The organism is Candidatus Methylomirabilota bacterium (assembly GCA_036005065.1).
Lineage (GTDB): Bacteria > Methylomirabilota > Methylomirabilia > Rokubacteriales > DASRDR01 > DASYQW01.
Genome location: DASYQW010000119.1, coordinates 1 through 24,994 on the forward strand (window position 1 = coordinate 1; position 24,994 = coordinate 24,994).

The 24,994-nt window shown below is 69.8% G+C and carries 26 protein-coding genes; 7 read left to right on the forward strand and 19 right to left on the reverse strand.

From position 1 onward, the window contains the following. The 19 genes from VGW35_08570 to VGW35_08660 form a co-directional block, all read right to left on the reverse strand. Positions 1-143, reverse strand: a 143-nt coding sequence (locus tag VGW35_08570) for a thiamine pyrophosphate-binding protein (GenBank protein ID HEV8307709.1), incomplete at its 3' end; no start/stop codon positions are given. 3 nt (positions 144-146) lie between these two features. Beyond that, on the reverse strand, positions 147-1,034 hold the full coding sequence (locus VGW35_08575) for an Mrp/NBP35 family ATP-binding protein (protein HEV8307710.1): 888 nt from the start codon (positions 1,032-1,034) through the stop codon (positions 147-149). Then, positions 1,031-2,035, reverse strand: a complete 1,005-nt coding sequence (locus VGW35_08580) for a PCP reductase family protein (protein HEV8307711.1) — start codon at positions 2,033-2,035, stop codon at positions 1,031-1,033. Before VGW35_08580 ends, VGW35_08575 begins: the two co-directional genes overlap by 4 nt. Next, positions 2,032-2,460 (reverse strand): hypothetical protein, encoded by a 429-nt coding sequence (locus VGW35_08585; GenBank protein ID HEV8307712.1) that lies wholly within the window; start codon positions 2,458-2,460, stop codon positions 2,032-2,034. The genes VGW35_08580 and VGW35_08585 overlap by 4 nt, the downstream gene beginning before the upstream one ends. 6 nt (positions 2,461-2,466) lie before the next feature. Next, a complete protein-coding gene (locus VGW35_08590) occupies positions 2,467-3,831 on the reverse strand; it encodes a radical SAM protein (protein HEV8307713.1) in 1,365 nt (454 codons plus the stop codon). Between the two features lie 86 nt (positions 3,832-3,917). Then, a complete protein-coding gene (locus VGW35_08595; GenBank protein ID HEV8307714.1) occupies positions 3,918-5,834 on the reverse strand; it encodes a universal stress protein in 1,917 nt (638 codons plus the stop codon). Positions 5,835-5,950: 116 nt separating this feature from the next. Beyond that, a complete protein-coding gene (locus VGW35_08600; protein HEV8307715.1) occupies positions 5,951-6,322 on the reverse strand; it encodes a DUF983 domain-containing protein in 372 nt (123 codons plus the stop codon). 25 nt (positions 6,323-6,347) lie between these two features. After that, on the reverse strand, positions 6,348-6,671 hold the full coding sequence (locus VGW35_08605) for a cytochrome C oxidase subunit IV family protein (protein ID HEV8307716.1): 324 nt from the start codon (positions 6,669-6,671) through the stop codon (positions 6,348-6,350). 21 nt (positions 6,672-6,692) lie between these two features. Beyond that, entirely contained in the window at positions 6,693-7,310 is a 618-nt protein-coding gene (locus VGW35_08610) for a cytochrome c oxidase subunit 3 (GenBank protein ID HEV8307717.1), read from the reverse strand. A gap of 35 nt (positions 7,311-7,345) precedes the next feature. Then, entirely contained in the window at positions 7,346-8,032 is a 687-nt protein-coding gene (locus tag VGW35_08615; GenBank protein ID HEV8307718.1) for a cytochrome c oxidase subunit 3, read from the reverse strand. 7 nt (positions 8,033-8,039) lie between these two features. After that, entirely contained in the window at positions 8,040-8,177 is a 138-nt protein-coding gene (locus VGW35_08620; protein HEV8307719.1) for a hypothetical protein, read from the reverse strand. A 190-nt stretch (positions 8,178-8,367) separates the two neighbouring features. Then, the gene (cyoE, locus tag VGW35_08625; protein HEV8307720.1) at positions 8,368-9,282 is read right to left on the reverse strand and encodes a heme o synthase; all 915 of its coding nucleotides are present in this window, start codon (positions 9,280-9,282) and stop codon (positions 8,368-8,370) included. Further along, positions 9,279-10,223, reverse strand: coding sequence for a COX15/CtaA family protein (locus VGW35_08630; GenBank protein HEV8307721.1), 945 nt, complete (start codon positions 10,221-10,223; stop codon positions 9,279-9,281). Before VGW35_08630 ends, cyoE begins: the two co-directional genes overlap by 4 nt. Before the next feature lie 21 nt (positions 10,224-10,244). Beyond that, entirely contained in the window at positions 10,245-12,002 is a 1,758-nt protein-coding gene (locus tag VGW35_08635; GenBank protein ID HEV8307722.1) for a cbb3-type cytochrome c oxidase subunit I, read from the reverse strand. Between the two features lie 80 nt (positions 12,003-12,082). Beyond that, positions 12,083-12,739, reverse strand: coding sequence for a cytochrome c oxidase subunit II (gene coxB, locus VGW35_08640; protein ID HEV8307723.1), 657 nt, complete (start codon positions 12,737-12,739; stop codon positions 12,083-12,085). 163 nt (positions 12,740-12,902) lie between these two features. After that, entirely contained in the window at positions 12,903-13,607 is a 705-nt protein-coding gene (locus VGW35_08645; protein HEV8307724.1) for a carboxypeptidase regulatory-like domain-containing protein, read from the reverse strand. 55 nt (positions 13,608-13,662) lie between these two features. After that, entirely contained in the window at positions 13,663-15,918 is a 2,256-nt protein-coding gene (locus tag VGW35_08650; GenBank protein HEV8307725.1) for a c-type cytochrome, read from the reverse strand. Positions 15,919-15,926: 8 nt separating this feature from the next. Next, complete coding sequence (locus VGW35_08655; GenBank protein ID HEV8307726.1) at positions 15,927-16,787, reverse strand: cytochrome c; 861 nt, start codon at positions 16,785-16,787, stop codon at positions 15,927-15,929. A gap of 3 nt (positions 16,788-16,790) precedes the next feature. Then, positions 16,791-18,650, reverse strand: a complete 1,860-nt coding sequence (locus VGW35_08660) for a cytochrome ubiquinol oxidase subunit I (protein ID HEV8307727.1) — start codon at positions 18,648-18,650, stop codon at positions 16,791-16,793. A 278-nt stretch (positions 18,651-18,928) separates the two neighbouring features. On the opposite strand from VGW35_08660, the gene VGW35_08665 reads away from it, so the two are divergent. From VGW35_08665 to VGW35_08695, 7 genes are all read left to right on the forward strand, one after another. Further along, positions 18,929-19,417, forward strand: coding sequence for an NfeD family protein (locus tag VGW35_08665; GenBank protein ID HEV8307728.1), 489 nt, complete (start codon positions 18,929-18,931; stop codon positions 19,415-19,417). Positions 19,418-19,440: 23 nt separating this feature from the next. Next, positions 19,441-21,051 carry an SPFH domain-containing protein gene (locus VGW35_08670; protein HEV8307729.1) on the forward strand — a complete coding sequence of 537 codons (1,611 nt, stop codon included), beginning with the start codon at positions 19,441-19,443 and terminating at the stop codon, positions 21,049-21,051. Between the two features lie 11 nt (positions 21,052-21,062). Beyond that, complete coding sequence (locus VGW35_08675; GenBank protein HEV8307730.1) at positions 21,063-21,563, forward strand: hypothetical protein; 501 nt, start codon at positions 21,063-21,065, stop codon at positions 21,561-21,563. A gap of 105 nt (positions 21,564-21,668) precedes the next feature. Further along, complete coding sequence (locus VGW35_08680; GenBank protein ID HEV8307731.1) at positions 21,669-22,532, forward strand: branched-chain amino acid ABC transporter permease; 864 nt, start codon at positions 21,669-21,671, stop codon at positions 22,530-22,532. Further along, a complete protein-coding gene (locus tag VGW35_08685; GenBank protein ID HEV8307732.1) occupies positions 22,532-23,539 on the forward strand; it encodes a branched-chain amino acid ABC transporter permease in 1,008 nt (335 codons plus the stop codon). Before VGW35_08680 ends, VGW35_08685 begins: the two co-directional genes overlap by 1 nt. Next, entirely contained in the window at positions 23,536-24,258 is a 723-nt protein-coding gene (locus VGW35_08690; GenBank protein HEV8307733.1) for an ABC transporter ATP-binding protein, read from the forward strand. The genes VGW35_08685 and VGW35_08690 overlap by 4 nt, the downstream gene beginning before the upstream one ends. Before the next feature lie 23 nt (positions 24,259-24,281). Continuing rightward, positions 24,282-24,989 carry an ABC transporter ATP-binding protein gene (locus VGW35_08695; GenBank protein HEV8307734.1) on the forward strand — a complete coding sequence of 236 codons (708 nt, stop codon included), beginning with the start codon at positions 24,282-24,284 and terminating at the stop codon, positions 24,987-24,989. The last annotated feature ends 5 nt before the right edge of the window (positions 24,990-24,994 follow it).

Consider the following 24,994-nt stretch of genomic DNA (forward strand, 5'->3'; position numbering starts at 1 on the left):
CGCGCCAGGATGTGGCGAATCGTCGTCTGGCGGAGGAGGGCGTCGTAGATGGCCAGGTTGTGGACACCCGGGATCCCGAAGACGTGGCGGACTCCCTCGGCGGCCAGCGCGTCCACGACCCATTCGCCGCCGGTCCGATCCATGACCTACGCCCGCAGGACTGCGCTCGCGAGGCGGGCCGCCACCTCCCGGAGCGCCCGGCCCGTCGGACTCTCGCCGTGCTCGAGGACGAACGGCCGGCCCCGGTCCGCCGCCCCGGCCAGTCGAGGATCGAACGGGATCTGGCCGAGGAAGGGAATCCCGCAGTGCAGGGCCAGGCGCTCGCCGCCCGGGCCGTCGAAGAGGGCGCCGAGGCTGCCGCACTGGAGGCAGACGTAGCCGGCCATGTTCTCCACCAGGCCGAGCAGCGGCGTGCCCGCCTCGCGCGCCAGGGCGATCGATCGGCGGACGACCAGGTGGGAGACCTCCGACGGAATGGTGACGACCACGGCGCCCGTGAGGTCGGGCAGCAGGCCGGCCAGCGTCGGCAGCCGGTCGACGCCGGGCGGGAGATCGAGCAGCAGGACGTCCAGGGCGCCCCATGCCGTGTCGGTCAGGAACTCGCGCAGGGCGTTGGCCTCCATCGTCCCGCGCCAGGTGTGGGCGTCGGTCTGGGTGGGCGCGTTCCACACGACGGGCGTGTCGTCGGACGGGAGCAGGAGGTCCATCGAGAGGACCCGGATCCCCTCGGCGGACCGCGCCGGCTCGACGCCCGCCTCGGTGACCCGGAGCGTCTGACCGCGCACGCCGAGCATCTTGGCGATCGAGGGCCCATTCAGATCCGCGTCCAGCACGCCGACGGCGTACCCCTCGGCGGCCAGCGCCGCCCCGAGGTTCGCGGTCACCGAGCTCTTGCCGACGCCGCCCTTGCCCGAGACGACGGCCACCGTGCGCCGGATGGCCGCCAGCCGGGCGCGGAGCCGGGCGTGTTGCTCGGCGATCTGGCCGACGATGTTCGAGCCGCCGTCCCCCTGGATGTCCCGATACCGCTTCACGGCGCCAGGCCCTCGTCGGAGGTGTCGAGCGGCGCCGCCGACGGGTCCTCGAGGTATGTCCGGAAGCGCTGCATCAGCTCATGGCCGAGGAAGTCGCCGGATCGGCCCGCCCGCTCGGTCTCGAAGTACCGGCGGATCCGGTCCAGCCGCTCCTGCGCCTCGGGGTTGAGGCTGACGATGCGGAGCCGCTCCTTGGCGGCGTCGAAGGCGTCGAAGGTGAGCTCGGCGAAGCCGAGCTCCCGGATGCGCTTCACGGCCTTCATCATCGCCTGGTTACGGAACCGGGTGAGGAGCGGGGAGGTGATCACACGCGCGCCCAGGCGCCGGGCGCGCCGTTCGGCCGCCTTCCGGATGCCCTCGCGCACGAACTCGGGCGCGGTCTGGAGCCGCTCCCAGGCGTCGGGCGCCCACTCGACCGGCTCTTCCCGGCCGGCAACCCACACCCGCCGGAAGACTTCCGCGGTGACGGCCGACTCGCCGCGTCGCCGGGCCTCGGCCTCCACGTCGCGCTTGAAGAGCAGCATGACGAAGTCCGCCATCATCGGCGGCGTCCTGCCGAGCCGTGCCAGCAGGAGGGTGTCGGCCTCGGGCGTCCACGGCAGGGGCTCGGCCGGCACCTCCGCCTCGGCCAACCCCTCCGCCTCCCGGATGAGTGCGGGGGTGATGCGGGAGGCGCCTTGCTCGAGGGCGAGCTCCTCGCAGATCCGCCGGGTGATGGGTCGCATGAACTCCGGGATCGAGGCCAGGAGCGCGTCGGCCTCGGACGTCCACGGCAGGGCGGGCGGGGCGGCCGTCCCGGGGATCGCGTAGCCGCCGGAGGCGGCCAGTCCCATCATCTCCTGCTTGTAGCGCGTCATCAGCTCGGGCGTGATGACCGGAATCCCCTCGGCGCGGGCACGCCGCTCGGCCAGCCGCCGCACCATGCCGCGCAGGAAGACCGGCGCACGCTGGAGGCGCTCCTCGGCCTCGGGGGTCCAGCGGACCTCGCCGGGCGGCCTCACGGTGGAAGGTTCCAGCCCGCCCGCGCCACCATCACCGCCGTCGCGAGCGCGATCAGGGCGAAGACGGTGGCACCGAGGGACATGGACACCTCGCCTCCCCCGGGCAACGGCACCGTCGGCACGCTCGGGGCACGCGCGACCCGCGCCACGCCGACGACCCGGACCAGGAGAAACACCGCCAGGAGGCGGGTGAACCAGAGGTAGCCCCATCCGTGCGGCCCGCGGGCGATGAGCCAGGGGAAGAGCACCACGAAGAGGAGGCCGAGCGTGAAGGCGAAGACGAGGAGCCAGCCCGGCCCCGGCCCGGTCGTGCCACGTGCCCCGACGCCGACCAGGACGAGGTACACGGCGCCGACGAGGTAGATCACGCCGTAGATCCGGTACGCGAGGGCCGCCTGACGAAACTTCGCCTCGCGCATCGCCACGCGGCCTCAGCCGGCCGGCGGGGCCGGCGCGGGGCGCGGGGTAAACGATCGGCCCGGGGTGACTCCCCACTGGGCCCGCACCTCGGTCATGAGGGCCGGCGTGACACGCCCCTGCCCCTGGCGCCGGGCGTACGCCTCGACTGCCTGGACGACCATGGCCCGGGCGAAGGCGGGGATGGCGTCGAGACGCGCCCGGGCGGCCGGCTCCCAGGCGAGCGTGAACCGCGCCTCGAGGCCGAACGTCTGGGCGGCGGGCAGGCGGAGAATCTCACCACCGTGCCGACCCGGCTGGTACGCGCAGGCCGGATCCTCGGCCAGGTAGTCGCCGGATGTCGCGTAGGCCCGGCACCGGCAGCCGCCGCAGATCACCTGGAACTCGCACGCTCCGCAGCGGCCGCCCAGCCGCGGCTCCCGGAGGTCCTGGAACACCCGGCCCCGCGCCCACAGCTCGGCGAAGCTCACCTGACGCAGGTTCCCGGCGCTGACGGGCATGTACGGACAGGGCGTGACGTCCCCCTCGGGGGTGATCCGGCAGTAGTACTTGCCGGCCGGGCAGGACCCGTGCGCGTAGTTGGCGAGGAGCGGCGAGCGCGGGTCGAGTTCCCAGAGGATGCGGCGGAAGTGCGGGGCGCATTTGGCCCGGATGAGAAGGTCGCCGGCCCGGCCCGCCGGCACGCTCCACGGATCCTCCGCGCCCTCGACGGGGGAGGGCCGCGGCGTCGGCCCGGCGCCCACCCCCTGGACGCGCGCCAGGTAGCCGAGGATCGTCTCGTACTGGGCGGCGGTGATGTCGGTCAGCTGCTCGCCCCGACCCGTGCGGACGAGGAAGAAGAAGTTGAGGACACGCGCCTGAAGTTCCCGGGCCAGGTCGATCATGGCGGGGATCTCGCCCAGGTTCCAGTCGGTCACGCTCATGTGAATCGAGAAGTCGAGCCCCTCGGCCCGGAGCGCCTGGGTCGCTCGGACGGCGCCCTGCCAGGCGCCGGGCTGGTGCCGGAAGCGATCGTGCCGCGCGGGATCGATCGAGTCGAGGCTGAGCGATGCCCCCTGCACCCCGTGCTCGCGGAGGCGCCGCGCCTGCTTCTCGCGCAGGAGCACGCCGTTGGTGCCGAGGACGACCGTGAATCCGTGGTCGCGCCCCCGGGCGGCGAGCTCGAAGATGTCCGGCCGGAGCAGCGGCTCGCCCCCGGTGAGGATCAGGAACACATCGGGGTTGACGCGGGCGATGTCGGTCATCACCCGGCGGCACTCCTCGGTCGAGAGCTCGCCGGACGCGCTCGCGCCCGGCGCCGCGCTCATGTAGCAGTGGGCGCAGAAGAGGTTGCAGCGCTGAGTGAGGTTCCAGGAAACGGCGTATGCCTTGTACGTCATTCGATCCTCCCCTCTCCCCCTGTGGGGGGGAGAGGGTTAGGGTGAGGGGTCCGGCGACGCGGCGAGACCCTCACCCCACCCTCTCCCTAGGAGGGAGAGGGAGTCTCGGGCTTTTTGTCGCGGATGTAGCCGGCGATGACCTCGTTCATCGTGTTGCGCGCGTGCCCGATCCCCTCCTCGCACATCGCGAGATCGACGACCCCCACCTGCTTCGCGCGCGCGACCCGCTCGATCTCCTCTCGGGTCATGTCCCGCATGAACCCGGCCGGGACGCGGTTGAGGCGGGCCACCGCGTCTTCCGTCCAGGTGAACTCGCCGGACGGCGCCGCCACCTCTCGGAGGCTGGCCGGCTCGAACCGGGTGTTGGCGATGAGGGTCTCCCAGCCGGCGCCCAGCTTGTCCCGGCCCACCGTCTCCTCGATCAGGGGGAAGGCCAGCTCCTTGGTGATCACCGGGATCCGGCGCGAGCGGGCGTACTTCTCGATTCGGGCCTTGGCCCGCCGGCGGAGGTAGGCGTCGGTGACCTCGCGAAGCCCCTCGCGGGCGTCGTTGGCCCACCGGACCGAGACGCCGGGCATCACCTCTTCCTCGGCGATGCCGCCCTCGGCGGTGGCGATCGCCTCGACGACCTGCCGGTCGATGAGCGAGAACGCCTCCGGGCCGGCGCCGCAGACCGGGCACTTCACCACCGGGTTCGGGCCCTTGACCGCGTAACCGCAGATGGAACAGATGGCCGACACCGGCGCCTCCTCGGCCCGTAGCTTGGCGACCGCCAGGTCCTCGGCCATGATCTGCATCTTCTCGGCCAGGCGGCTCGGCATGAAGATCGCCATCGCCTCGTCGATGACCTTGGAGGTGATGACCGTATGCCCCTGCTCGATGGCGTAGCGCAGGAGCGCCGTCCGGGCGACCCCGGCCACCTGGGCCGGGACCCGCTTCATGCGAGCCTCGGCCTCCTCCGTCCAGGAGATGATCTCCTCGGCCTTCACGTCGAGCGGCGGGTAGAACCTCCCGCCGGTGAGGAGGACGTTGCAGGGGGCGAGCCGCAGGAGGTTCTCCGTGTTGGAGCCGAGGTCGGCCTCGTTCTCGTCCGAGTGGACCCCGACCCGCCCCAGGATCAGGAGCCAGGGGTGCTCCTTCCGGCAAAACTGGAGGAGCTTCTCGAAGCACTTCCCGTCGAGCAGCGTGATCGCCAGGTCCACCTCCGCGTCCCGGGCCAGCTTCCGCCCGATCTCGAGGTGCGACTGGTAGATCTTGGCCAGCCCGGTGTCGATGATCTCCTCGTGGAGCTGCTCCTGCTCCTTGAAGCGGAACACCTTCGAGGCTTTCTCGGAAAGGACGCCGACGATGCCGTTGAACATCGCGTAGTGGAGATAGGGATCGTAGACGGCGACGGCGTGGAGCGCCCGGCCGAGCCTCTTGGCCAGGGCCACGCCGATCTGGAGTCCCCGGAATGACTGGGGACTCCCGTCGAGTCCGACCACGATGGCGCCCTGCTGGGCTTCCAGGGGATCGGGGTTGCGAACGACGAGCGTGTCGATCGGCACCCGCCGGACGAAGCGCTCCGTCACCGAGCCGAGCTGGCTGTCCCTGACGGCGCCCAGCCCCAGCGCGCCGATCACCACCAGATCGTAGTCCCCGGCCCGGACGTCCTCGATGAGGGCCTTGTAATGCTTGCCGTCCATCATCCGCCGCTCGAACGGGAGCCCGGCCGCCTCCGCCTTCTTGCCTATCACGTCGAGGTACGAGTCGGAGATGAGCTGCAGGCCCATCGCGATCAGCGAATCGTGGATCTTCCGCTGGCGCTCGAGCTCCGTCTCATCCTTGTACTCGTCCGGCAGCGTGTACTCCATCTGCTTGAACCGGTAGTCGTGGAGCCGGGCCGCGTAGACGTGGCAGCCGACCAGCTCGGACCCGAACGCCTTCCCGAGCTCGACGGCCAGGTCGATGGCGCGGTTCGAGTAGTCCGAGTTGTCGACCGGCACGTAGATCTTCCGGAACATGAGCGCCTCCGGTGTCAGGCCGACAACCGTCGCATCCCGGAGCCGCGGTCGTCGGCGTTACGCACGAAATCGGCCTTCACCCCACCCTCGGCCTACCGGGTCCGCACCGGTGGAGCTCAGCATCCGAAGCGGGCGTCGGTCGGGTCGACGAAATTGTCGAGACTCAGCCAGAGGCTCTTGCTGTACCGGAAAAACCAGAGCGGGAAGAGGACGGCGAACGTGCCCCAGATCGCGAGCTGCTGCCCGACGGTGAGGCCGAGCCAGGCGCCCAGCCCGAAGTAACCGAGGAGGGCGATCACCACCGTCGCGCCGTAGTTCAGGTAGATGGCCCCCACGAAGTAGCCCGGCTCGCGCTCGAAGACGAGCCCGCAGCCAGGGCAGCGCGACCGCATGCGAAACCATCCCTCGAACATGCCGCCGGCGCCACAGCGAGGGCACTGCAGACGGAGGCCCCGACCCAGCAGCCGCCGTGACCGTGCGAGGTCCATCTGCCCACCTCTGGCTGGGGCACAGTCAGTGTTTCGCCGGGGCTTCGACCTTCGCCGACTCGGCCGTCTTGTGGTCCACGGCGCGACTGTCAGGCATGATGATCAGCACGAGCAGCGTCCCGATGGCGAGCGGGGTCAGAGCGATGTAGGCCAGGGTCCGGGTCTCGAAGCGGAGATGCATGAAGTACATCGCCACCAGGGCCGCCTTCGAGAGCGCGAGCGCGACCAAGAGCACCCACTTGGTGGGCGGCGGCAGGAAATAGGCGCCGACCTCCAGCACCGTCAGTACCGCGAGCCAGTAGAAGACGGCCATGTAGTTCGGGCTCTTGTGGGCGTGTGCCTCAGCCATCGCGTCCCCCATCCCCGGATCTCAGAGCAGGTAGATGAGCGTGAACACCATGATCCACACGAGGTCCACGAAATGCCAGTAGAGTCCGACGATCTCGGTGATCATGTAGTTGTAGCGCTGGTCCTGGAAGCGGGAGATCGCCGCCCGGACCACCGCCAGGTAGATCACGCCGCCGGTCACGTGGAGCCCGTGGAAGCCCGTGATGATGTAGAAGCTGGCCCCGAAGAGCGCGGCTCCCCAGGGATTCCCGAAGACTCGCATCCCCTGTTCGATCAGGTGCGTCCACTCGTACCCCTGCATTCCGAGGAAGAGCAGCCCCCCGCCCATGGTCCATAGCAGGCGGCTCCGCGCCCGCCGCATGTCCCCGCGCTGGATCCACTCGAGCGCCTTGACCATCGTGACGCTCGAGCAGATCAGGATGAAGGTCATGACGGCCGGAATGTTGATCCCGAAGTGGACGGCGGGCGGCGGCCAATCCGCGCTGGAAGCCCGGACCGCCCCGTAGGAGGCCAGCAGCACGCCGAACCCCACGGCGTCTCCCGCCAGGAAGATCCACATTCCGAGCTTCCCCCAGCTCTCGGGGGTGAGCGGCGACTCGGCCGGCTCGACGGCCGGGTGAGGCAGCGCGGCTTCAGTCACGGTCTGGTCTCCTTGTAGGCGTCATCCGGCGACCCTCACACGAGATAGACGAGGATGTAGAGAATCGGCCACAGAGCCACCACGAAGTGCCAGTACATCGCGCAGGTCGCCAGGCTCACGTACTCCCGTGGCGTGTAGCGGCCGCGCGCCGCCCACGCCAGGACGATCAGGAGCCAGGTCAGGGCCCCCAGGACGTGCGCGCCGTGGGTTCCGATCAGCGTGTAGAACGTGCCGCCGTAGATTCCCGAAGACGCGGTCAGGCCGAACCCGACCAGGCGGATCCACTCGGCGCCCTGCACCGCCAGGAACAGCGCGCCGAGGCCGGCGGTTCGGGCGAGGCCGCGGACCAGGCCGCGCTGGTCGCCCTGGCGGACGGCGCGGAGCGCGCGAGCCAGCGTATAGCTCGAGCCGATCAGGACCAGCGTGTTGACGGCCGTGACCCCCACCGGAAGTCGCGGCTGACCGGGAGGCGGCCACACGCTGGCGCCGAGGCGCAGGACCAGGAAAGCGGCCACCAGCCCGCCGAACAGGACCGTCTCTCCCGTGAGCAGCATCAGCATCCCGAGGCGGGCGTTCGAGTACGGGGGATACGCCTCCGGCCCGGATCCGCCGTCGTCCCCGTTCCCGCGGGGCGGCGGGACCGGCGGCTGCCAGTCGCGGCCCAGCTCGCGGCTCGGGGGCCCGCCGACACGCCGCTGGAGGTCGGGCTCGATGATCGGCATCGGTCTCTCAGTTGCGCACCCAGATCACGACGATGGAGACGATCACGAGGAACACGATCAAGGCGACGAGCAGCCGCGCGGTCCGGCGGTTCCGCTCGGCCAGAGTCGGCTCCGTCGCCTGCCCGCGGTCGATCAGCGCGGGCATCGCTCACCCCGTTGGCCCGGCCGAGCACGCAGAGCGGCGACGGGGATCGGCACGGCCCTGAACTCACGGCCGGGCCGAGACCCGAGCAGCCCTAGGACGCAGGCCGGAGCCGGCCCGAGGCGTATGCCGCATACGTTGAGGGCTGGCGACGGCCGAGGACGACGGGCTGCGACGGGTATCGGCACGGCCGTCAGCTCACCTTGTCGAGCGCCATCAGCACCAGCAGTATCGGCAAATACAGCACGGAGGCCAGGAGCAGCCGCCGGGCCGCCGGCGGCGAGGGCGCGACCGCCTGCGCCATGCCACAGGCCAGGAAGAGCCCTCCCAGGGTCAGAGCGCCGAAGAAGTACACCGCGCCCGCGAGCCCGATCAGCGTCGGCAGGAGCCCCACCGCGAGGAGGGCGAGACACCCCGCCACGATCTGGCGCTCGGTGCTCGCGCCGTCGGGGTCGACGACGGGCAGGACGCGGATGCCGGCCCGCGCGTAGTCCTCACGGTAGAGCCGGGCGATGGCCAGCGTGTGCGGGAGCTGCCACAGGAACAGGATCGCGAACAGCACCGCCGCGCCCGGCCCCAGGTCGCCGCGCGCCGCCACCCAGCCCGTCACGGGGGGCAGGGCGCCCGGGACAGCGCCGATCACCATGCACAGCGGCGTGACGCGCTTGAGCGGCGTGTAGGCGAAGAGGTAGAGGCCCACCGTCGCTACCGTCACCAGGACGCTGGCAGGCCCGACAGTCAGGGCAAGGTAGGCGAGTCCCGCCGCCGTCGTCAGCGTCCCGAAGACGAGCGCCTCCCCCGGCTGCAGGCGACCGTCGGGCAGGGGTCGGCCACGCGTGCGCTGCATCCGCGAATCGACGTCCCGCTCGAGGAACTGATTGAGCGCCAGCGTGCCGGCCGCCGCCAGTGCGGTCCCGAGCAGCGTGTGGGCGAGGCGGACGTAGTCCTGGCCGCCGACCGAGCCCAGGTAATAGCCGACGAACGTCGTCACCAGGACCATGAGGACGACCCGGGGCTTCGTCAACGTCACGAAGTCGGCGAGTCGCCGGCGGGCGCCGGCGAGAGCCACGGCCGGCGCCCCCGGCAGCGTCCCCGTCCGCGAGATCATGCCGCCACCCCCTGCGCGCCCGGCCCCGCCGGCAGCTGCGCCCGGGCCTCGGCCGCTTCGGCCCCGCCGAGCCGCCCGAGCGTGAGCACGAGCATGACCGCCCCGCCGAGGAGCAGAGCGGCGGTGGCCCGGTGGGCGACCGGCAGCACCAGGCCGCCGAGGACACCGCCGGGCACGGCGAACCCCGTGAAGCGCGCGACGTAGGCGCCGAGCCCGAGCCCGAGCTGAAGCGCGAGGAGGCTCAGCAGGGTCCCGGCCGGCCAGGCGAGCGCCGCCCGCGCCCGGTGCCGAGCGAGCACGCGTAGCGCGAGGAGCGCCACGGCGAGCGTCGCCACGACGGCGCCGCCCAGGTGCCAGTCGATCCGGCCGGCGTGCGTCGTCAGGGCACCCAGCACGATCTGGAGATAGAGCGCGGCGGTCGCCGCCACCGCGAGCCCCCACAAGCGGCGGGCCTCGGCCGCCGGGAGGGGCGCCACCGGCGCTCGCCAGGCCGGGGCGGTGAAGACGGCGAGCGCCACCGTCAGGGCGAAGAAGGCCTGAGCCAGGCAGCCGTGGACGATCGCCAGCGTATCCCGCAGGAGGAGCACCCGCAGCCCGCCGAGCAGCCCCTGCCCGCCCACCAGGACGACGGCCGCCAGCCCGAGCAGCCGGAGCCGGCCCTGCCGGTCGCCGAACCAGAGCACGGTCGCCAGGCCGAGCGTCAGGAACCCGACCAGTGCCCCCAGGAGACGATGACTGTGCTCGTAGAGGACGCCCCCGACCATCTGCGACCAGGGATAGAGAAACATGTTGTGGCCGAACGTGGTCGGCCAGTCGGGAACCGCCAGCGCGGCCCCGGTGTTCGTCACGAGCCCGCCGGCCACGATCAGCACGAGCGTCGCGCCGACGGTGACGAGCGCCAGGCGGTGCGCCCAGCGCATGGGCGCCGACGCCGTCGTCACGGCAATTCCTTCACGGAACTCTCAGTGCGCGCGCGAGGACGCGCCCGCTGTGGTGAGCCGTCGCGTCTGGGGCAGGTAGTCCTCGGGTACCTCCGGCGAGCTGTACTCGTAGGGCCCGCGGTAGACGACGGGCAGGGCAGCGCCCCAGTTCCCGTGGGGTGGAGGCGACGGCGCCGTCCACTCCAGCGTGTTGGCGCTCCAGGGATTCAGGGGCGCCTTCGGCCCTTTGAAGAGGCTCCAGAGGAAATTGATCACGAACGGGATCTGGCCCAGGCCGAGCAGGAAGGCGCTGACGCTGATGAAGATGTTCCAGGGCTCGGTCCACGTCAGGAACTCGTACTGCATCGGGTTGTAGATCCGGCGCATCATGCCGCCCACCCCGAGGATGTGCATCGGGAAGAAGACGAAGTTGAAGAACACGAACGTCGGCCAGAAATGGAGCTTCCCGAGCGTGTCGTTCATCATCCGGCCGAACATCTTCGGGAACCAGTAGTAGATGCCGGCGAACGCCCCGAAGATGGAGCCGCCGAAGACCACGTAGTGGATGTGGGCCACGATGAAGTAGGTGTCCTGGATGAAGATGTCCACCGGCGTGGAGGCCATGAAGATCCCGCTGAGCCCCCCGATCACGAACATCGACACGAAGGCCAGCCCGTTCAGCATGGGAACGGTGAACCGGATGTTCCCGCCCCACAGGGTCCCCAGCCAGTTGAACGTCTTGATGGCCGAGGGGACGGCGATGACCATCGTCGTGATCATGAAGGAGGTCCCGAGGGCCGGGTTCATGCCGCTCACGAACATGTGGTGGCCGTACACGACCCAGGAGAGGAAGGCGATGCCGATGATGGAGAAGGCCATCGCGCGGTAGCCGAAGATCGGCTTCCGGGCGAAGACCGAGAGCACGTCGGAGGCGATCCCCATCGCCGGCAGGATCAGGATGTAGACCTCCGGATGACCGAAGAACCAGAAGAGATGCTGCCAGAGCAGGGGCTCCCCGCCCCCGGCGGGATTGAACCAGTTGGTTCCGAAGACGCGGTCGAAGAGCAGCATGGCGACAGCCGACGTCAGGACCGGGAGGGCGAGCAGGAGGAGGATGGCCGTGATGAACATCGCCCAGATGACCAGCGGCATCCGGAACATCGTCATGCCGGGCGCGCGCATGTTCACGATCGTCGTGATGTAGTTGATGGAGCCCATCATGGAGGAGACGCCGAGGACGAACAGGCTGATGCACCAGAGGTTCTGGCCCCAGTTGACGCCGGAGTACTGGGGGATGGCCGAGAGCGGGGCGTACGAGGTCCACCCGGCGGCGGCGTGCCCGCCCTCCACGAAGAAGCCGGCCAGCATCAGGAGCCCGGCCAGGGCCCCCGCCCAGAAGGAGAGCATGTTCAGCCGGGGGAACGCCATGTCCCGCGCCCCGACCATCAGGGGGATCAGGAAGTTCCCGAACGCCCCCGCCAGGATCGGCATGATCACGAAGAAGATCATGATGGTGGCGTGCATCGTGAACATCATGTTGTAGACGGCGGGCGAGATGACCCCCTCGCTGTCGGGCCAGATGAGCCGCCCGACCAGGGGCACCGGGGTCTCCGGCCACGCCAGCTGCCACCGGAGGAAGAGCGCCAGCAGGCCGCCGATGACCATCATGAAGAGGCCCAGGAAGAGGAACTGGCGGGCGATCATCTTGTGGTCGGTCGAGAAGATGTAGGTCCGCACGAAGCCCAGCTCGTGGGCATGCACGTCGTGCGCGCTGGCCGTCGCGGCTGCTGGATGCGCCATCGTCCTTTATCCCCCTCGAACGGTTGCCCGCGCGAGTGCGCCAGAGTCGGCGGTTTCGGGCGAATCGGGTGGAGGCCGCACTAGGAGGGCCACTTCTCCTTGAGCCACTGCTGGTACTCTTCCGCGGTGTGGACGAACAGGAAGCCCTTCATCCCCGAGTGCCCGAACCCGCAGAGCTCGGCACACGGGATCTCGTATTTGCCGGGCTTCGTCACCTCGACCCACTGGTGGATCACGCGGCCCGGCACGGCGTCCTGCTTGAACCGGGCCTGGGGGATGAACACGCTGTGGATCACGTCCCGCGAGGTCAGGTGCAGGATGACCGGCTTGCCGACCGGGACGTGGACCTCGTTATCGAAGGTCTGGTCGTCCTCGGTCTCGAACTTCCCGTCGGGCCCCGGGTAGGTCACCTCCCAGTTGAACTGCTTGGCCGTGATCCGGATGTGGATGTCGGACTCGGGAAGCCGGCTCTTGATCCGGGTCCAGCCGGGAACCGAGAGGAAGGTGAGGATCACCAGGATGAGCGCGGGGACGATCGTCCAGACGATCTCGAGGGTGGCGTTCCCGTGGGTGTAGGTCGCCCGCCGTCCCTCCCGGTGGCGGTAGGCCACCAGGAAGATGATCATGGCGCCCGCCACCAGGATGAACGTCACGCCGGTGATGTAGTAGATGAGGTAGAAGAGCCAGTCGATTTCGGCTCCATAGGTGGAGATGTTCTCCGGCAGCCACCTCATCATGACGGTCTACCCCTCGGGCGGAGCCTTGTCCGACGTTTCACAATCTCGTGACTTCGCTGAAAAAATGGCACTTTAGGCGCCTCTCATTATCGTCGGGGGCCGCACGGTGTCAAGGGCGAATCTTCGGAGGGGGCCGGCGCCCCCTCCGCTCACCCCCTCGGAGCTATTTCTTGGCCGGGAGCTCGAAGCTGACCTTCGCCTCCTGCCCCGCCTTGACCTCGACGTCCTTCGACTGCTTGCCGAGGACGGGGTGCCAGACCTCGACCTTGTGCTTGCCGGGCGGCACGTTCTCGAGCTTGAAGCTGCCCTTCTCGTCCGTCACGGCCGCCGGGCTCTCGGTCACGTAGATCCAGCCATGCATCCAGCTATGGACATCGCACGCGACCTTGACGGCCTCGGGCTTCTCGATCTTCTCGGTCATCACCTTCTTGAACTTCGGCTGGGCCTTGTTGATGGGCGAGTTGGCGGTCGAGAAGGTGTGGATGTTGTGGAGGATCCCGTCCGAGTTGAGGATGTCGACCTCCCCGGGCCCCATGACGAGCACCTCGGGACGGAACTCGCAGCCCTTCTGGTCGAGCGTGGCCTTCTTCGCCGCCTTGGGCCCCTTGACGTCGGTGACCGCCACGACGGCTTCGGCCAGTCCGTTGCCTGGCCCCACCGCCACATCCGCGATCTTCTTCTGGTCACCGCATACCTGGTTGTCCTTGTTGACCTTCACCACCTTGGGGGCCGGCGGCGTCCCGGTGACCTTGACCTCGCCGGTGATGGTCCCACCCCCCTGGGCCCCGGCCGGCGGGTTCCACCCGAGCAGGGCGGCCGCCGCCAGGAGTCCGACGACGAGCAGCGTGGCGATGACGCGGATTTGCATGGGAACTCCTTCCTCCTCCGTGAACGATCGGTTGAGCCCCGGCCGCGGCTGGCCCCTACGCCTCGCGGCCACGCCGGCGCCCGGCCCACCGCACGAGTCCGAGCTCGGCCGCGACGGTGACCAGGGCCGCGATGGGCGGGATCACGAACTGCCGCTTGGACGGCGGTGCCTCTAACCGCACATAGTACCACGAGGAAACCGCGGCCTTCGCCCCCTCGTCTCCCTCGGAGCCATCCCAGACCCAGAACGCGATGGGAAAGAAGTCGTGCGCGGGAAAGATGAAATCGGCCTTGTCGGGCGTCTCCCGGGGCCGGCGGATGACGACCCGGTACTGCCCGGCGTCGTAGACCGCCTGCCCCCTGGCCTGGATCGACTCCCCGTTCTGCGGCGAGATCTTCCCGGCCCCGACCGCGGTGGCCTCGCCGACCCCGGTCCCCGCTTGCCAGGTCAGGAGGTAGACCGAGTTGTTGCTGTCCCCCATGAGGAAGTACGGGCGCTCGCCCGAGTCGCCGCCCCCGGTCGGGAACTGGAGCGCGACCATGTCCGGCTTCGGGGCCCCCTTCTTGGGGTCGGAGTCGGTGGGGTCGTCCCAGGTCAGGTGAAAGGCGATCTCGCGTGCCGTGTAGACCGCGCGGACCGTGATCATGTCCACCGTCGGGTTGAAGTTCCGCGGGTCGACGATCACCTGGCCGACCATCGGGAAGTTCGTCCCCGGCATCTTCCGCCAGAACTCCGCGTTGGGGTCCGAGGGCACCTCCCCGCTCGCCGCGCGGATCTGGAGGAAGCTGGCCCAGTTGGGTCGCTCCTCCCCGAGGGAGCGGACATAGTTGGCGAGGTGCCAGACGTCTTCGGGCTTCTCGACCGAATCGGCGAACGTCGGCATCGGGGTGCCCATCAGCCCTGTCGAGAGTCGCGTCGCCACGTCCTTCCGCCCGGGCCCGCCGCGGAAGGTCCAGGGCTTGTGCAGGTTCGCCGGGCGGACGGGGGTCCCCCAGTCGTCCTTCAGGTCGGACCCGGGCGCCGGATCGCCCCGGCCCGCCGGGCCGTGGCACTTGTTGCACTCGATCGCCTCGAACATCTCCTTGCCGCGCTTGATCGACGCCTCCGAGGAGGACACCTCGCCCGGGAGCTTGGCGAGCTCCGGCTTGGCGCCCTTGAACCCCTCGGCGAACGTCTTGACGTAGGCGACCAGGGCCCAGCGGTCCTTCTCGGGCAGGACCTTCCAGGCCGGCATCGATGTGCCGGGCATCCCGCCGGTGATCACCTGGAAAAGGTCCTGATCGGTCGGGAGCTGACCGGATGGCGTGCTCCGGATCTTGAACTTGCCCGCGGTGAAGTCGCGCGGCTTGGGGAGCAGGCGCTCGGCCGCCGGCCCGTCCCCCTTGCCGGACGCTCCGTGACAGAGCGCGCACTTGGCCTCGTAGAGCGGCTTGCCACGGCCGGGGTCCCCGGCCTGCGCGCCGGCGTCTGAGGGTTGGAGGGCGGCCACACCCCGCGAGACGAGCGATGCCAGCCGGTCCCACCGGGGAATCCCCGGCCGCGCGGCGCCCTCGCGGGCCAGCATGACGCGCGGCGGGTAGCCCGTCGTCTCGTAGAGGTAGTAGATCACCTGCCAGATCTGCTCCTCGGTGAGCTTGTCCTCCCAGGCGGGCATCGCCGAGTTCCACGGCGTCGATTCTCTGGGCAGGCCGGGGCCGCCCTTGGCGATCCGCCAGAAGAGGAAGCCCTCGGAGAGCTGGGCGATCGTCCCGGGGTCGGTGAAGTCCGCCGGTTGCGGGTTGAAGCCGTGGGCGAAGTGCCCCTTTCCGTCCAGGTTGTCGCCGTGGCAGTAGACGCAGTTCTGGATGTAGACGGCGCCGCCGGCGGCCAGGTGCGCGTCGCGGCTGGCCGCGTTCTGCCCGATGGCCTTGCGGACCGGCGTCTGGGGATCCTGGAGATCGATGTTCTTGCCCCGGAACGCGATGGTGGCCGGGGGCGCCGGGTGAATCGCGCGGAGCTCGACGGGCGCCTCGGCCTTGGCGGCGGCCTGGGAGTAGGCGTAGTAGCCCGCGAGCAGAGGGAACAGCACCCCCAGCGCCAGCCGCACCGGACGCCGGCGGGGCTCGCTCAGCGTCGTCCACATCGGTCCCAGGAACCCCCGCCAGGACGCGGAATCCGAGGACACGTAGACCAGCACGGCCAGGAGCGTGATGGCCATGTAGAGCGAGAGGAGGCTGAACGGCATCGGCGGCTGGATGCCGTACCGGAAGACGAGGAACGCGACGACGAGGACGAGGACCGCCTGGAGGAACTTGCCCCGGGGCTGGGCCATGACGCGACCTAGGACTTTTTCGGGGCGGCCGCCGGAGGCGCCGGCGCCGGACTGGCACCGCCCGGGGCGCCGCCCTTGAGCGTCGCGAGGAACGCGATCAGATCGATGTACTCGCGCGCGGTGAGCGTCTGACCGAAGGTCGGCGGCATCACACCCGCCGGGTATCCGGACACGACGCCCTTGGAAGCCGGGTTCAGCACCTTGCCCATGATGTAGTCGAGCGTCTGGCTTCCGGCGATGTTCGAGAGATCCGGCCCGACCTTTCCGCCGGCCACGGGCCCCGCGCTATGGCAGGCGATGCAGGTGCCCTTCCCCGCGAAGACGGCCTGGCCGGCCTTGGGATCCCCGGGCAATTCGATCGCGGCGGCCCCCTGGGCGCCGCCGGTCCCCGCCCCGGCCGTGGCCGGGATGTCCTCGAGCTTGACGTCCACGGTCCCCCCCTGGCCCTCGAGAAAGGCCGCGGTGGCCCACAGCTCGCTCCGGTTGAGCGCGATGGGCGGCCGGTCGACTTTCGGCATGATGTTGGGGAAGCCCTCCACGACATAGGCGCCGGGGGAGACGAGGGACTCGACGATGTACGCCTTCGCGTTCATCCCCGGCTTGCGCGTCGCCGCCCGCGCGCCGACCCCCGCCAGATCGGGTCCTCGCCCGGCCCGTCCAATCCCGTGGCAGGTCGTGCACTGGCCCTTCCCCTGGAAGATCTTCTCTCCGGCGGCGACGAGCTGTTGCGGGGTGACAGTGCCGCCCTCGAGCGAGAGCTCCTCGGGGGGCTTCGACTCGAGCTGAGGAATCGAGTTGGCGTACCAGGTGTAGGCCCCCATCACCACCAGCGCGAAGGCGCTCACCTTGAGGGTGACCGGGACCCGCACGGCTCAACGCCCTCGACGGTCGGCACCGCCCGTGACCCCGCCGCTGATCGGCAGCGGCTGGGGCGCCCCGCCCGGCACCCCGTGGGCGGCGTGCCCCGCCTCGGCCCCCCGGGCGCCGAGCCCGCCCAGCCAGAAGATGAACATCACCATGGCGAAGAACAGGATCGTCGTGACCGAGATGACGTTGGCCGCGTAGCCGAGGGCCGGCGTCACCGCGTCGGGGGAGGTATCTTGTAAAACCCCGTAGATGTGCCAGTGCTGCCGGATCCCCGAGCGCGCGAAGCCCATCAGGCCCATGAGCCAGGTGAAGGACACCGCCAGCAGGATCAGCACGTACTGGGAGCGCGGGGCGATCGTCCCCCAGCGGATGACGCCGGTAGACCGGGCGCCCTTGAACATCGGGATGTCGATCGCCATCACGATCACGATGGTGAGCAGGACCACCGCCACCTGGAGCGGCGAGAATCGCCGGATGCGCGTGATCGGCTCGACGAAGTAGCCCCAGACCCCGAGGGCCACCACGATGGTGGCGGCCACCCCGAACGTCACCCACTGGGCGGCCATCCCGACCCGGGTCCAGGACCGGATCGAGAGCTTGTTGGCGCGCCGGTAGAGGAGGTAGGACAGGAAGGTCGTCAGGATCAGGAGGTTCACCGCCGTGTTCTTGGCCGACATGACGCCGAATACGCCCAGCACCTTGTGGTGCGTCCCGCCCATCCGCCGCACCTCCTCCACCGAGACGATGAGGGTGTGCGGCGTCGCCCACACCATGAAGCCGACCGCGATGATGAAGAGCATGTACTTGATGTAGGGCCGGTAGCGCTCGGACCCGGGGATCCGCTCCATTCCGAGCCAGAGGTAGTAGTTGGAGCCGAGAAAGAGCACCCCGATGATGATGGCCTGGACGATCCAGAGCCAGGACATGAAGCCGCCCATCATGGTGATGCCCATCGTCTGGTTGAAGCCGTAGATCTCGAATCCGAGCCAGTAGCCGGCGAAGGGCAGCACCATGAGCGCCGACACCGCGACGAAGTTCCCGATGTATCCCATCCAGTCGTACTGCGCCCGCTCCTCCTCGGTCTGCGCCCCCAGGAACCGAAACGCCGCATAGGCGGCGGCCACGGTGCCTCCGAAGACGATGTTGGCGATCAGGCGGTGGATGTTGACCGGCATCCAGGTGTAGTTGTTGATCGCCTGCCAGAGCGTGCCCGTGAACTTCCCCGCCTCGTCCACCCCGCGCGGCGAGACCATGAAGGTCACCCAGGAGTTCGAGACGACGAGGATGGCCGTTCCCAGCAGGTTCGACAGGACCCCCAGCGAGAGATGAAGCCCCTTCCGCGGACCCGAGAGCCAGTCCCAGCCGTAGTACCAGAGGTAGACGGCGAAGGTCTCGAGGAAGAAGAGGGCGACGTAGAGCCACATGGTCGGCGCGAAGATCGCGCTCAGGTAGGTCCAGAGCCTCGGGTAGAGGGTGATCAGGAGGAAGAGGAGCCCTCCGCCGAGCAAGGCCGTCGTCGAAAAGGCCGCGAAGGTCAGCTTGACGAACTCGTGGGCCAGCCAGTCGTAGCGCCGGCCTTCCGGGTTGTCGGCGCCGATCTTCCAGCCCATGAACTCGATGATCACGGCGAAGATCGGGACGCCGAGGATGAACGCGGCGAAGTTCAGGTGGATCTGGGCGACGACCCAGACGATCAGGCGGGACCCGAAGTACGGGAAGGCGCGGTAGGCGGCCTCCTTCTGCTCCTGGGCGAGCGCCGGCGGCGCGGCAAGACACAGGGCGACGGCGCTGGCCGCGAGCAGGAGGGGCAAGAGGTGAGCGCCGGACGGGCGGTGGCGCCTCAGGCAGGCGTCGGGCTTTCGCACACTTGTCCCGCTGGGAACTCCCGGAAATCGGGCCTGAGAGGCGGGATGCCTCGACCCCGCCCCGCTTGTTCCGAGGATCACAAGCCGCGATTCTTTTGTAGTGGAACCCGCCGCCTCGTGTCAAGGGGAAAAGCCCTACGGGAGCTCCTCGCGTCGGCGAATCGTGGCCAAGCCTTGACGGCCTCGGGTCTCTGGGCATAGAGTCCCGCCACAGAGCCCTCGGGGGCTCACGCGCGAAGGGAGGAGCGGCCCTGATACTCGTCTTCCTGGCGTTGGCGGTGGTCGGTCTCCTCTTTCTCGCCGTCTCGGTGCTCGTCGGCCACGACCTCGACCTGCACGCCGACATCGACGCCGGCGGGCATGGCTACTTGAGCCCTCGCATCGTCGGGGTGTTCCTCACCGGCTTCGGGGCCGTCGGCGCCGTGGCGAGCCTCTACCTCCCCGCCCGCGAGGGAAGGGCGCTGATCGCCTCCTTCCTCGGTGTCCTGAGCGGGATCGTGCTGAGCGGTATCTACCTGGTCGCGATGCGGCTCATCCATTCCCAGGAGGCCAGCTCGCTCGTCGGCGACCAGGATCTGGTGGGCATCGAGGGCCGGGTGACGGTGGCGATCCCGGCTGACGGGGTCGGCGAGGTGACCTGCCCGATCGGCGGGCAGACGACGCGGCGCATGGCCCGCACTTTCGGGAGCCGGGCGATTGCCGAGGGCGCCGTCGTGCGAATCAAGGACGTCTACGGGGCGACGGTGGTCGTCGAGCCGGTGCCCTGAGGCATGAGGCAAGGAGGCCGGCGATGACCGAGTTGCTCGGGCTGTCGAGTCTGTTCGGGCTGGGGGGGACCCTGGGCCCGGTGCTGATCGTCCTCATCGCGCTCGTCGTCCTGATCGTCCTGATGACGGCGACGCGAAACTACATCAAGGTGCCGCCCAACAAGGTGGCAGTCTTCTACGGGCGGAAGCACCGGACGCCCGACGGGCGCACGATCGGCTTCCGGCTGGTGACGGGCGGCGCCCGGCTCCGGTGGCCCATCCTCGAGGCCGTCACCTACATGGACCTGATGGTGTTCCCCATCGACCTCGACGTGAAGGACGTGCCCAACAAGGACGGCGTCCTGGTCAGCGTCCAGGGGGTGGCCAACGTCAAGATCCGCAACGACGAGCAGTCGCTCATCGCGGCCGCCGAGCGCTTCCTCGGGCTCGCCCACAGCGACATCAAGGAGATCGCCTACAAGAACCTGGAAGGGCACCTCCGCTCGATCGTCGGCCGGCTCACGGTCGAGGAGATCGTCCGGGACCGCCAGAAGTTCAACCAGGAGGTGCTGACGGAGGCGACCTCCGACCTGGCCAAGATCGGCCTCGGGGTCGACGTCCTGACCGTCCAGAAGATCGAGGACAAGGAGGGCTACATCCAGGCCCTCGGCAAGAAGCGGACGGCCGAGGTCAAGCGCGACGCGCAGATCGGCGAGGCGTCCGCCGCCCGCGAGGCGACGATCAGCTCGACCACCGCGATTCGCGAGGGCAAGGAGCGCGAGAACGAGAACCTGGCCCTCATCGCGCAAGCCGAGAAGGAGCGCGACGTCAAGAAGGCGCAGTACGCGGCCGAGGTCCAGGGCCAGCAGGCGCGCGCCCAACAGGCCGGCCCGCTGGCCGAGGCCAAGGCCCGCCAGGAAGTCGTCGAGCAGGAGGTGCTGATCGAGCTGGCGCGCACCAAGAAGCAGACGGAGGTGGCCGAGGCCGAGGCGGTCCGACGCCAGCAGCAACTCCTGGCCGAGGTCGTCAAGCCGGCCGATGCCGAGCGGCAGAAGACGATCCTGGCGGCCGAGGCCCAGAAGCAGAAGGAGATCCTGGAGGCCGAGGGCCGGAAGACGGCGATCGTCGCGATCGCCGACGCCGAGCGCCAGCGTCACGCGCTGGAAGGCCTCGGAGAGGCCGACGCCCTCAAGGCCAAGCTGGTGGCGGAGGCCGAAGGCATCAAGGCCAAGCTCCTGGCCGAGGCCGAGGGCATCCAGGCCAAGCTCCTGGCCGAGGCCAACGGAGTGAAGGCGAAGCTCCTGGCCGAGGCCGAGGGCGCCCTCAAGAAGGCCGAAGCGTTCGCCAAGCTCGACGAGTCCTCGAAGACGTTGCTCGTACTGGAGCGCTTCCCCGAGGTCATCAAGGCGTTCGCGCCGGTGGCCGGGGCGGTGGCGGCTCCGCTCGGAAACATCGACCGGCTCGTCATGGTCGACAGCGGGGGGCACGGGGACGGCGGCAGTACCCTGACGCGGCTCGCCAGCACGGTCCCGACGACGCTGTTCGGCCTGCTCCAGACCTCCAAGGCGCTCGGCATCGATCTCACGGGACTGCTCGGGAAGGCCGGAGTGCGGGAGGAGGGTGACGGCCGGACGGTGATCAAGGACAAGAGCTAGGGACCGGCTGGATGGCGACCCCGGTCTACCGATCACAGACGCCGTTCACCGACAAGGGCAGCGCGACGCTGGTCGTCACCTGCGGCAGCAACGCGTTCGCGCCCTATGTGCGGGAGTTCCTCGAGCGCCACCTCGCGCTGCCCGAGGGGACCTACGACTCCCTCGCGGTGCCGGGAGGACCGCAGTTCCTGCTGCTGACCGAGTACCTGCCGAAGTTCGCCTGGGCGGGCCACCGCTGGGTGAAGTTCCTGGTGGAGCATCACCGGCTCAGGCGCGCAGTTCTCGTGGGCCACGAGGACTGCGCCTGGCACGACGACGAGCGGATGATCCCGGCGCTCCTCCATCGGCTCGCGGCCGGCCCGGCGGGGCCAGACTCAGGGAAAGATCGCCAGCTCGAGGGCCTCCGGCAGATGGCCCGGGCCCTCCACGAGCTGCTGCCGTCGCTCGCGGTGGAGGCCTACTTCGCCGGGAAGGAGCCGGACGGCCGGGTTGGCTTCCTCCGCGTCGACTGACGCGGGTCCGCTCGGCCCTGGGGCGACTTGCCGGGGGGCTCCGCCCTCTGCTACCATCGCCGGCACAGGCACGCGTCCGGTACTCGCCTCTCCCGCGCGAGCCACGTGACGGCCGAGATCGTCGTCCAGAGCCTCGTCTCCGGCCTCCTGATGGGCTTCGTCTACGCCCTGATCGCGGCGGGCCTCTCCCTGATCTTCGGCCTCATGGAGATCGTGAACTTCGCCCACGGCGAGTTCCTCATGCTCGCCATGTTCGCCACCTTCTGGGCGTGGACCCTGGGGCACCTCGACCCGCTGGTCGCGCTGCCGGGCTCGACCGCGCTCCTCTTCCTCCTGGGCGTCGTCGTCTACAAGGGCGTCATCAGCCGGATCCTGGCCGCCCCGATGCTGGCCCAGGTGTTCGCCACCTTCGGGCTGGCCGTCTTTCTGCGCAGCGCCGCCCAGTTCCTCTGGACGCCCGACTTCCGGCTCGTCCAGAACCCGTGGGTGAGCGGGCGGCTCTCCCTGTTCGGGATCTTCGTGGGCACCCCGCAGCTCACGGCGGCGCTGGCCGCCCTGGCCGCGTTCGGGCTCCTCTACTGGTTCATCACGCGGACCGAGACCGGGTTGGCCCTCCAGGCGACGGCCCAGGACCGGCAGGCGGCCGCCCTCATGGGGATCGACACCGAGCGGATGTTCGCGCTGGGCTGGGGCATCGGGGCGGCCTGCGTGGGCGTCTCGGGCGCGCTCCTGGTCAACTTCTTCTATGTCTTCCCGGACGTGGGGAGCGTCTTCGCGCTCCTCGCCTACGTGACGGTGGCCCTGGGCGGCTTCGGCAACGTCCCGGCCACCCTGGCGGCCGGCGTGCTGGTCGGGCTGGTGGAGGTCCTGGTCGGCCTCTGGGCGCCGGCCTTCAAGTACGTCGGGGTCTTCGGCCTGTACCTGGCGGTGGTGGTCTGGCGGCCCCAGGGCCTGTTCGGGAAATTTTGATGCGTGCGCGCCGGCTCCGGGTTGCGCTCGGGGTCGCGCTCGGCCTGGCGCTGCTCGCCTACCCCGCCGTCTTCACCCGCCCCTACCCGCGCGACATCATGATCAAGATCTTCCTCTACGCGCTGCTCGCCCAGGCGTGGAACCTGCTCGGGGGCTACTGCGGCCAGATCTCGCTCGGCAACGCGGTCTTCTTCGGGATCGGCGCCTACACCTCCTCGGCGCTCCTCATGCGGTGGGAGCTCTCGCCGTGGCTGGGGATGCTGGCCGGCATGGGCCTGGCCGTCCTGGTCTCCCAGGCCATCGGCTTCCCCTGCTTCCGGCTCCGCGGCCACTACTTCGCGATCGCCACCATCGCCATCGGCGAGATCGTGCAGACCATCATGATCAACTGGGACGCCCTCGGGGGCGCCCGGGGGCTGTCGCTCCCGATCAAGCCGGAGACCTTCGTCAACTTCCAGTTCCACCGGGCCAAGTGGCCGTACTACTACATCGCGCTCGGACTCTTCGCGTGCGTGTTCGCGCTGACCGCGCTGGTCGAGCGCTCCCGCCCGGGCTACTACTTCCGCGCGATCCGCGAGGACGCGGACGCCGCATCCAGCCTCGGGATCCCGCTCGCCCGCTACAAGCTGGCAGCCATCGCCCTGTCGGCGGCCTTCACCGCGCTGGGCGGCTCGTTCTACGCCCAGTACGTCCTGTTCATCGACCCCGAGTCGGTCTTCCCGCTGTCGCTGTCGATCTTGATCTGCCTGGTCGCCGTCCTCGGCGGGGTGGGAACGCTGTGGGGGCCCTTCCTGGGCGCGGTCATCCTGATCCCGCTCTCCGAGGCCACCCGCGTCTACTTCGGCGGCACCGGCAAGGCCGTCGACCTCATGATCTATGGCGCCCTCATCGTCCTGGTCGCCGTCTTCCAGCCGGCCGGGCTGGCGGGGCTCCTCGGCCGCCTGGGGCGCGGAGGGCGGAGGCCGTCGGCGCCGCTGCCGGCCGCGGCGCGGGCGGGCACCGGATGAGCCTCCTGGAGGTCCGGGGCGTGACCAAGCGGTTCGGCGGCGTCATCGCCAACGCCGACGTCTCGTTCAGCGTGGGCCCCGGCGAGATCGTCGGCGTCATCGGGCCGAACGGCGCCGGCAAGTCCACGCTCTTCGACGTCATCACCGGGTTCTACCGGCCCGATGCGGGCGAGATCCGCCTCGAGGGCACGCCGATCACCGGGCTCCGCCCGGACCAGATCAACCGGCGGGGCGTCGGCCGCACCTTCCAGAAGCTCCGGCCGTTCGCGGGCATGACCGCGCTGGAGAACGTCACCGTCGGCGCGCTCCTCCACGACCCCGACCCCCGGTCAGCCCGCGACGCCGCCCGCCGGTGCCTCGCGCTGGTGGGGCTCACGGACAAGGCCGAGGCCTTCGGCCGGGAGCTCTCCACCGGGCAGCGGAAGCGGCTCGAGATGGCGCGCGCGATGGCCACCCGCCCGCGCCTCCTCCTCCTCGACGAGGTGACGGGCGGCGTCGATCAGCGCTCGATCCCCGCGCTCGTCGAGCTCATCGGCCGCCTGCGCGACGAGGGGGTCACCCTGGTGGTCATCGAGCACAACATGCGGGTCATCATGAGCGCGGCCACCCGCATCGTCGCGCTCCACCTCGGCCAGAAGATCGCCGACGGGGCGCCGGCCGAGGTCGTCCGGAACCGGGCGCTCATCGAGGCCTACCTCGGCGCCGCCTACGCGTCGTGAGCACTGGACCGGACGCCGGCCCGATGCTCCGCGTCGAGGGTCTGAGCGTCGCCTATGGGGACTTCCAGGTCCTCTGGGACGTCTCGCTCCGCGTCGACGAGGGCGAGATCGTCGCGCTCCTCGGCCCCAACGGCGCCGGCAAGTCGACCATTCTCAACACGGTCTCCGGGCTGGTCGCGCCGCGGGACGGGCGGATCGAGTTCCGCGGCCGCCCGCTCGATCGCCTGCCCGCCCACCGGCGGGTCGCCGAGGGGCTGGCCCACGTCCTGGAGCGGCGGCGACTCTTCCCCTACCTCACCGTCCGTCAGAACCTGCTCCTCGGCGCCTATTCCGGCGAGGCCCGCCGGCATCGCCCCGCGACGCTCGACTGGGTCGAGTCCCTGTTCCCGATCCTACGCCCCCGCCAGGACCAGCTGGCGCACACCCTCTCCGGCGGCGAGCAGCAGATGGTGGCCATCGCCCGGGGGCTGATGTCGCGGCCGCGCTTCCTGATGGTGGACGAGCCCACCCTGGGTCTGGCGCCGCGTGTCGTGGCCGAGATCCTGGAGGTCCTGCGCCAGATCAACCGGACCGACGGCATCACCGTGCTGTTCATCGAGCAGAACGTCCAGCTCGCGCTCTCGCTCGCCCACCGGGGGTACATCTTGGAGTCCGGCCACGTCCTGCTCGACGGCGCGGCCGCGGCCCTCCTCGCCTCCGACGAGGTGAAGAAGGTCTTCCTCGGGTTGTGAGCCGG